Source organism: Streptomyces sp. NPDC056527, assembly GCF_042794475.1.
Taxonomy (GTDB): Bacteria; Actinomycetota; Actinomycetes; order Streptomycetales; family Streptomycetaceae; genus Streptomyces.
In genome coordinates, this window is the sequence record NZ_JBHTTQ010000096.1 from 19,176 (window position 1) to 27,873 (window position 8,698).

Annotated in this window: 8 protein-coding genes and 1 tRNA gene; 8 read left to right on the top strand and 1 reads right to left on the bottom strand. The window is 72.4% G+C overall.

The annotated features are described in order from the left end of the window. Positions 1-5: 5 nt before the first annotated feature. The 4 genes from crcB (ACFQ7Q_RS30780) (at position 6) to ACFQ7Q_RS30795 (ending at position 2,338) form a co-directional block, all read left to right on the top strand. Positions 6-416, top strand: a complete 411-nt coding sequence (crcB, locus tag ACFQ7Q_RS30780; protein ID WP_383560822.1) for a fluoride efflux transporter CrcB — start codon at positions 6-8, stop codon at positions 414-416. Continuing rightward, the gene (locus ACFQ7Q_RS30785; RefSeq protein WP_383560825.1) at positions 413-760 is read left to right on the top strand and encodes a DUF190 domain-containing protein; all 348 of its coding nucleotides are present in this window, start codon (positions 413-415) and stop codon (positions 758-760) included. Before crcB (ACFQ7Q_RS30780) ends, ACFQ7Q_RS30785 begins: the two co-directional genes overlap by 4 nt. Beyond that, positions 757-1,110 (top strand): fluoride efflux transporter CrcB, encoded by a 354-nt coding sequence (crcB, locus tag ACFQ7Q_RS30790; RefSeq protein ID WP_383560827.1) that lies wholly within the window; start codon positions 757-759, stop codon positions 1,108-1,110. The genes ACFQ7Q_RS30785 and crcB (ACFQ7Q_RS30790) overlap by 4 nt, the downstream gene beginning before the upstream one ends. A gap of 61 nt (positions 1,111-1,171) precedes the next feature. Beyond that, entirely contained in the window at positions 1,172-2,338 is a 1,167-nt protein-coding gene (locus ACFQ7Q_RS30795) for a lactate 2-monooxygenase (RefSeq protein ID WP_383560830.1), read from the top strand. Between the two features lie 116 nt (positions 2,339-2,454). Here ACFQ7Q_RS30795 and ACFQ7Q_RS30800 read toward each other — a convergent pair. Beyond that, a tRNA-Arg gene (locus tag ACFQ7Q_RS30800) sits at positions 2,455-2,527 on the bottom strand. Between the two features lie 302 nt (positions 2,528-2,829). Here ACFQ7Q_RS30800 and ACFQ7Q_RS30805 point away from each other — a divergent pair. The 4 genes from ACFQ7Q_RS30805 to ACFQ7Q_RS30820 all read left to right on the top strand — a co-directional run bounded on the left by ACFQ7Q_RS30805 (position 2,830) and on the right by ACFQ7Q_RS30820 (position 8,657). After that, entirely contained in the window at positions 2,830-4,437 is a 1,608-nt protein-coding gene (locus tag ACFQ7Q_RS30805; RefSeq protein WP_383560841.1) for a dynamin family protein, read from the top strand. A 27-nt stretch (positions 4,438-4,464) separates the two neighbouring features. Then, positions 4,465-6,300, top strand: coding sequence for a GTPase (locus ACFQ7Q_RS30810; RefSeq protein WP_383560844.1), 1,836 nt, complete (start codon positions 4,465-4,467; stop codon positions 6,298-6,300). 150 nt (positions 6,301-6,450) lie between these two features. Next, positions 6,451-6,969 (top strand): single-stranded DNA-binding protein, encoded by a 519-nt coding sequence (locus ACFQ7Q_RS30815; RefSeq protein WP_383560832.1) that lies wholly within the window; start codon positions 6,451-6,453, stop codon positions 6,967-6,969. A 287-nt stretch (positions 6,970-7,256) separates the two neighbouring features. Beyond that, on the top strand, positions 7,257-8,657 hold the full coding sequence (locus tag ACFQ7Q_RS30820; RefSeq protein ID WP_383560835.1) for a Cys-Gln thioester bond-forming surface protein: 1,401 nt from the start codon (positions 7,257-7,259) through the stop codon (positions 8,655-8,657). Positions 8,658-8,698: the final 41 nt, after the last annotated feature.

The following is an 8,698-nucleotide window of genomic DNA, read 5'->3' on the forward strand; positions in this document are numbered from 1 at the left end:
ACCGCATGGACGTACGCGGGCAGCTTCCGGTCGTCGCGGTCGTGGCGGCCGGCGGCGCTCTCGGCGCGGCGGCCCGCTACGGCGCGTCGCTCGTCTGGCCCACCCCGGCCGGCGCGTTCCCCTGGACCACGCTCCTCGTGAACGTGTCCGGCTGCGCGGCGATCGGCGTCCTGATGGTGCTGGTCACCGAGGTCGCCGCCCCGCCCCACCGGCTCGTACGCCCCTTTCTCGGTACGGGCGTGCTCGGCGGCTTCACCACCTTCTCCACGTACGCCCTCGACACACAGCGGCTGCTGAGCGCGGGGGACACGGCCCGCGGCGTGGCATACATGGGAGCGACGGTGGTGGCCGCGATGGCCGCCGTGTGGGCCGCGACCTTCGCGACCCGTGGCGCTCTGCAGAGGAGGACACGATGACGAGACTGGCGGGCAGGGCCCTGCGTGTGACGATCCTCCTCGGCGAGAGCGACACCTGGCACCATCGGCCGCTGTACGCCGAGATCGTGCACCGCGCCCATGAGGCGGGCCTCGCCGGCGCCTCCGTCTTCCGGGGCGTCGAGGGCTTCGGCGCCTCCTCACGGGTCCACACCGCGCGCCTGCTCTCGCTCAGCGAGGACCTGCCCGTCGCGATCGTGATCGTGGACACCGAGGACCGCGTCCGGGACTTCCTGCCCCAGCTCGACGCGCTGGTGACGGAGGGGCTGGTGATCCTCGACGACTGCGAGGTGATCCGGTACGTGGGCCGGGAGGACCCGACGTGAACTGGCTGCTCGTGCTCGTGGGCGCCGCGGTCGGCGCGCCGTTGCGCTATCTCACCGACCGTGCCGTCCAGTCGCGCCACGACTCCGTCTTCCCCTGGGGCACGTTCACGGTCAACATCGCCGGCTCGTTCGTCCTCGGCCTGCTGACCGGGGTCTCCTCCGCCCGGACGCATCTGCTGCTCGGCACCGGGCTGTGCGGGGCGCTGACGACGTACTCCACCTTCTCCTACGAGACGTTGAGGCTGTACGAGGGCGGGGCGAAGGGGTACGCGGTGGCGAACGTGGCCGGGAGTCTGGCCGCCGGACTCGTGGCCGTATGGCTGGGAGTGGAGGCCGCACGGGCCTGGTGAGGCGTCCGACTCCGGTGGCAAGGTGCTCCCACGGCGATCTTCCGAAGGGCGGTACCTGCGCATGAGCTGGGCGGACTTCCAGTACGAGATCTACCTCAACGGGCTGACCGGAGCCGTGCCGCGGCTCCCCACCGATCTGACCCGGCTGGAGGAGCTGACCAGTCGGCGGCTCGGCCCGGGACCGGTCGGTTACGTCGCAGGCAGCGCGGGCGACGGTTCCACCGCGCGCGCCAACCGGGCGGCGCTCGAACGGCGGCGGCTGGTCCCGCGGATGCTCCGCGACGTGCGCGAACGGGACCTCTCCGTCGAGCTGTTGGGCCGTCCGCTGCCCGCCCCGATGGCCCTCGCGCCCGTCGGCGTGCTGTCGATCCTGCACCCCGACGCCGAGCCCGCGGCCGCGCGCGCGGCCGCGGCGCGCGGCATCCCGTACATCCTCTCCTCCGCGTCCAGCACGCCGATGGAGCAGGTCGCGGAGGCGATGGGGGAGGGGGAGCGGTGGTTCCAGCTGTACTGGCCGAAGGACGTCGAGGTCGCGCGTTCCTTCCTGAGCCGGGCGAAGGCGGCCGGTTACACCGCGCTCGTCGTCACGCTCGACACGCCGATGCTCTCCTGGCGGCCGCGCGATCTCGACCAGGCGTACCTGCCGTTCCTGCACGGGGTCGGGACGGCGAACTACTTCTCCGACCCGGCCTTCCGCGCGGGCCTGGCGAAGCCGGTGGAGGAGGATCCGAACGCGGCCGTGATGCACTTCGTGTCGATGTTCTCCGACCCCGGCAAGACCTGGTCCGACCTGGCGTTCCTGCGCGAGAACTGGGACGGTCCGATCGTCCTCAAGGGCATCCTCCACCCCGACGACGCCCGTGAGGCCGCCGACGCGGGCATGGACGGCGTGGTGGTCTCCAACCACGGAGGCCGCCAGGTGGCCGGCTCGATCGCGGCCGCCGACGCCCTCCCGGCCGTGGCGGACGCGGTCGGCGACCGTCTGACGGTCCTCTTCGACAGCGGCGTGCGCACGGGCGACGACATCGCGAAGGCCCTGGCCCTGGGCGCGGACGGCGTCCTCGTGGGCCGCCCGTACGCCTACGGGCTGGCCCTCGACGGCCAGGCGGGCGTGGACCACGTCATCCGCTGCCTTCTCGCCGAACTCGATCTCACCCTGGCCCTGTCGGGCCACACGACCCCGACCACCCTGACCCGCGCCGACCTGACGGACGCCGCGACGGCCTGAACGCACGACGGTCCCGCCGCCCGCCCCACATCCGGCGGGACCGAGGCGCGCGAGGCGAACAGAAACCCGCCGCCGACCAGCAAAAAGACCCTCCCGAAGGAGGGTCTGTGCTATTGCGCCCCCGGCAGGACTCGAACCTGCGGCCAAGCGCTTAGAAGGCGCCTGCTCTATCCACTGAGCTACGGGGGCCGGGTGGTGGCCGTGCGGCCGGGAGCCCCTGGTGGGTGGGGCGTGGCCTGCCGGGTCAAGGATAGGGCTCCGATCCCCTTGGCCCGGTTGCTTCACCTGCGTGGCACGATGTGGAGGTTCGGTGAAGCGGAACGATAATCGCAGGCAGGTGCGATTCCCGCAGCGCTTTTCACGCCACTTGGCCCGGGTGTTGTGTACTCGTTATGCCTGAGGCTCGTGTCATCAGCTGTTCGGTCGGCGCGTAGGACCGTTATACGCTTCAAAATGGCTCCAAAATTGGGCATTCTTCGCATGTGGTGACCTTGGACGAACGGCCTCAGCTGATCGACGCACTCTCCGCCCTGCGCGACTGTGTCGCGGCCGTGCGTCTCCCACTCCCTCTCCCAGGCGCCGCACGCGCCCGGCAGAACCGCGCCGAGCTGCTCGCGCAACTCGACGACTATCTGGTGCCCCGCCTGAAGGATCCCGACGCCCCGCTCCTCGCCGTCATCGGCGGCTCCACCGGAGCGGGCAAGTCCACCCTCGTCAACTCCCTTGTCGGGCGGCGGGTCAGCGAGGCCGGCGTGCTCCGCCCCACCACGCGTACCCCCGTCCTCGTATGCCACCCCGACGATCACCACTGGTTCGCCGGGCTGCGCATCCTGTCCCAGCTCACCCGGGTCTGGCTGCCCCACCAGGACGACGACCACGCCGCCGAGGAACCCCCGGAGGACAACGCGCTCCGGGTCGAGACGTCCTCCGCCCTCGCCCGCGGGCTCGCCCTGCTCGACGCGCCCGACATCGACTCCCTCGTCGTCGAGAACCGGCTGCTCGCCTCCGAGTTGATCTGCGCCGCCGACATCTGGGTGATGGTCACGACCGCCTCCCGGTACGCCGACGCCATCCCCTGGCATCTGCTCCGTACCGCCAAGGAGTACGACGCCACGCTCGTCACCGTCCTCGACCGGGTCCCGCACCAGATCATCGGCGAGGTCTCCCGGCAGTACGAGGCCCTCCTCCACAAGGCGGGGCTCGGCGACGTACCCCGGTTCACCATCCCCGAGCTGCCCGAGTCCGCGGGCGCCGGACGCGGGCTGCTGCCCGACACCGCCGTCGCCCCGCTGCGGGCCTGGCTCGCACACAGCGCCCAGGACCCCGCCGCCCGCCAGCAGGCGGCCGGCCGCACCGCCTCCGGTGTCGTCACCTCCCTCGACGCCCGGATTCCCGAGCTCGCGGCGGCGGTCGCCGCCCAGTACGCCGCAGCCGTCCGCCTCGGCGGCGCGGTCGAGGCGGCGTACGGGGAGCAGGGCGAGCGCCTGCGCAAGCAGCTGGGCCGCGGCACCGTCCTGGCCGGGGACGCGCGCACCCGCTGGCGCGGCTACCCCCGCGACAGCTCCGCCGACGAGCTCCTCGATGCCCTCGTCGAATCCCTCGCCGCCCTCGTCCAGTGCGCGGTCGCCGCCGCGGACGAACGCCTACGGGACGCCTGGCGCCGCGAACCCGCGGCGGCCGACCTCGGCGCCGCCGTCGCCGCCTCCGACCGGGAGGCCAACGAACGCATCGAGATGACCGTACGGCGCTGGCGGCGCGAGCTCGAAGAGCTGGCCGAGGAGGAGCTCCGCACCACGGAACGCCCCTCCACCGCCCGTACCGCCGCGCCCGACGCCGACACCGTCGCCGCCCTGCTGGCCGCCGCCCTCCTCGGCGGCCGCCGCACCCGCAGCGCCGGGGAGCGCCTCGCCGAACTCCTCGGCGCCCAGGCCGCCCTGCGCCTGCGCGACAAGGGCGGCGACCTGGTCATGGCGTACCTCGACCGAGCCCTGCACACCGAGCGCGACCGGCGCCTCGCGCCGCTCGACGCCCTCGACGTGACCCCCGAGCCGCAGGCGGCGCTGATCGCCGCGCTCTCCGTACTGCAGAAGGAGAAGTGACGACCGGTGAGCAGCAGCACGGGCAGCATGGGCAGCGAGGGTGGTACGGGCGGCACGACGGGCCTCACCATGGACGACCGCTGGGACGACGGCCTGATCGCGCGCCGAGCGGGGGAGACGGCCGCGGGGAAGGCGGGCGAGGAGGCCGGGTCGGAGGCGGGGCCCGACGAGGACCTGCCGCCCCTGGTCGGGAACTACGGCGGCGCACTGCGCACCCGACTCGACGCCCTCAACGAACTCGTCGGCCTCTCCCGCACCCGCCTGGAGAACGACACCCTCGCCGAGGCCGGGCTCGCCGAGGCCGGACGTGTCCTGGACGAGGCCGCCGCCCGCCAGCGGCTCTCCGCCCGCCACACCGTCGTGGCGATCGCCGGGCCCACCGGCAGCGGCAAGTCCACCCTCTTCAACGCCCTCGCGGGCGTCCCCGTCTCCGAGACCGGGCTGCGCCGTCCCACCACCTCCGCGCCCATCGCGCTCAGCTGGTCCGAGGGCTCGGCCGGGCTCCTGGACCGGCTCGCCGTCCCCGGCCGGCTCCGCCGCCGTCCCCTCGCGGGCGGCGCGGCCGACGAGGAGCTGCAGGGGCTCGTCCTGATCGACCTGCCCGACCACGACTCGGCCGTCACCGCCCACCGCGACCAGGTCGACCGGGTCCTCGGCCTGGTCGACGCCGTGATCTGGGTCGTGGATCCGGAGAAGTACGCCGACGCCGTCCTCCACGAGCGCTATCTCCGGCCGCTCGCCGGCCACGCCGAGGTCACCTTCGTCGTCCTCAACCAGATCGACCGGCTGGGCGGTGAGGCGGCCGACATCGTCCTGGACGACCTGCGCCGCCTCCTCGACGAGGACGGCATGGCCCTCGGCGAACACGGCGAGCCCGGCGCCACCGTCCTCGCGCTCTCCGCCCTCACCGGGGAGGGCGTGGGCGAACTGCGCGAACTGCTCGGCCGGTTCGTCCAGGAACGCACCGCGCCCGCGCGCCGGCTCTCGGCCGACGTCGACGCGGCGGCCGCCCGGCTCCGGCCGGTGTACGTCTCCGACGGGCAGACCGGTCTGGGCGAGCGGGCGCGGGAGGCCTTCGCGGGCCGCCTCGCGGTCGCCGTCGGTGCCACCGCCGCGGGCGAGGCCGCCGAACGCGTCTGGCGCCGGGGAGCCATCCGCGCCTGCGGCACCCCCTGGCTGCGGCTCTACCGCTGGTACGAGCGGGTCCGTTGGCACGGCTCCACCGACCCCCGCCTCCGGACGCCGGTGGAGGACGAACTGACCGCGCGCCAGCGGGTGGAACAGGCGGTGCGGACCGTCGCCGACGAGGCCTCGCGCGGTCTGCCCGCGCCCTGGGCGCAGGCGGTGCGCGAGGCGGCGGCGCGCGGGGCCGAGGGGCTGCCGGAGGCGCTCGACGAACTCACGGTGACCATCGGGGATCCGGCCGCCCGGCCGCCGCGCCCCGCCTGGTGGCCGGCCGCGGTCCTCGCTCAGGTCCTCATGACGCTCCTGCAGATCTTCGGCGCGTTGTGGCTGGTCGCTCAGATCGTGGGGGTGGTCGAGCCGGGGCTGCTGCCGCCGGTCCTCATCATGATCGGCGGCATCGTCGGCGGGCCGCTGGTGGAGTGGGCGTGCGCCGCGGCCGTGAAGGGACCGGCCCGGCGGTACGGGCAGGAGGCCGAGCGGAAGCTGCGGGAGGCGGCGGCCGCATGCGGTCGGGCGCGGGTGCTGGACCCGATCTCGGCGGAGTTGATGCGGTATCGGGAGGTGCGCGACCAGTACGTGACGGTGTCGGCGACCCGGTCGGGCATGCGGGTGACGCGACTGGGCGGCGGGGGCGGTACGCGATGGGGCGGTACGCGGTCGGGGGCGCGGCTGAGATGAGCCCGCTTCCTCACCCCCACGGGTGACGGAGTTCTCCCCAGGAGACGACCTCTCCACAGGCTCGGGCAGGGGTTCTCCGTCCGGGTCCACGATGAAGCCGGCTTCGGGTGTGGAGCCGGGTATCGGAGAAGGCTCGGAAAGGGGAGGCACATGAACGACACGATGGTGACGCTCGTCGGGAACGTGGCGACGGCCGTGGAGTACCGGGACACGGCGACGGGCGGGGTGGCCCGGTTCCGCTTCGCGGTGACCGCGCGCCGCTGGGACCGGGAGCGGGGCGCCTGGGCGGACGGACACACCAGCTTCTACACGGTGTTCGCCTGGCGGGCACTCGGCGCGAACCTGGCCGCCTCGGTCTCGGTGGGCGAACCGCTGGTGGTCCACGGCCGATTGCGGGTGCGCGAGGAGGACCTGGAGGAGGGGCGTCCCGACGGCCGCCGCAGGACCTTCGTGGACATCGACGCGTTGGCCGTGGGGCACGATCTGACGCGTGGTACGGCGGCGTTCCGCCGAGTGGTAAAGGGTGAACCGCGCCTGACGGAACGCCAGGCGAACGGGGGTGCGGAGCGGGACCCGTGGGAGACGGCCGAGGCGTCATCGGAGGCGGAACCGCAGGTGGGAGCACAAGTGGAGGAAGGGGTTCCGCAAGTTCCGGAACTCGTGTCCTGACTTCGAGTTGGGCGATTTGTCGACAGCGTGACGAGCCCTTCTCGGCGAATCGAGGCCCGGTCATAACGATTTTGAGTCGGAATGGTTATCAGACCGTATGAACGGGCACTCAGGTCTTCCCTCTCCCTAGGATTCGCGGGTACTCATACGGGACTTGAGTCGGCACATGAGGCATGTGAGCCGCTCGGGTCCATTGAGTCAACTGGGTCAGTGAGTCTGCTGGCGAAGCGCTCCCCCCACGTGTCGTTGACCGACGGCGCGGAGCAGCTCGCCCGGAGGGGAAATTCATGTTTTCTGTTCGGAGGCGCGGCGTTGCCCGCCTTGCCGCCGCGACCGTGGTCTCCGGCCTCGTCGCTGCGGGTGCCATAGCCATCGCGGGACCGGCTGCCGCTGACGAGGGCGCCGACGGCACCGGCGGCGCGACCGCCACGCTGGGCAAGCTCACCGTCTTCGACACGGTCAAGATCAAGGGCCAGGGCAAGGTCTCCGCCGGCCTGTTCGAGATGCAGGTGACGCCCGGCGGTTCGCTGCAGACGTACTGCATCGACCTGTACACCGGCGCCAAGACGGGCCAGGAGTACAAGGAGGTCGGCTGGGACCAGTCCTCCCTCCACAACAACGAGAACGCCGGAAAGATCCGCTGGATCCTCCAGAACTCGTACCCGCAGGTGAACGACCTCGCGGCCCTCGCCAGCAAGGTCGGTGCGAAGAACCTCACCGAGAAGACCGCCGCCGCCGCGACGCAGGCCGCCATCTGGCACTTCTCGGACAACGTCGAGGCCACGCCGGTCAACGACAACGCCAAGAAGCTGACCGAGTACCTGGAGAAGAACGCGGAGAACCTGAAGGAGCCCAAGCCCTCCCTCAGCCTCTCCCCGGCCTCCGTCGCCGGTAAGTCGGGCGAGCGCCTCGGTCCGATCACGATCGACACCAACGCCGCCTCGGCCGCCGTCTCCCTCGCGCCGGGCGCGCCCGCGGGCGTCAAGCTCGTGGACAAGGACGGCAAGGTCGTCTCCAACGTCTCCAACGGCAGCCAGGTCTTCTTCGACGTTCCGGCCGGCACGCCCGACGGCGCCGCCGAGCTGGCGGTCAAGGCCGACACCACGGTCCCGATCGGCCGCGCGTTCGTCTCCACCAAGGTCAAGAGCCAGACCCTGATCCTGGCGGGCACCAGCACCTCCAGCGTCACGGCGAAGGCCACCGCCACGTGGGCGAAGAAGGGCGCGATCCCGGCCGTCACGGCCGAGAAGAACTGCGCCAAGGGCGGCCTGGACGTCACGGCCTCCAACGAGGGTGACGAGGACTTCACCTTCGAGCTCAAGGGCAAGAAGGTCACCATCGGCGCCGGCAAGTCGGAGACGGTGACGATCCCGCTGGCCGAGGACGAGGCCTACGACTTCACGATCACCGGCCCGAACGGCTTCGAGAAGAACTTCAAGGGCGTCCTCGACTGCAAGACGGCCACCCCGGGCCCGCTCCCGTCGGAGACCCCGTCGACCGAGCCGTCCCCGACCACGCCGGCCACCACCACGGGCGGCTCCACCGGCTCCACGACCGGCGGCGGCGACCTCGCCGAGACCGGTAGCTCCAACGCCACCCCGATGATCGCCGGCATCGCCGCGCTCCTCGTGGTCCTCGGCGGCGGCGCTGTCTTCTTCCTTCGCAAGAAGAAGACGGCCGGCCAGTAACACTGCCGAACCCCCGACGGCCCCGGTGCGCACCGCACACC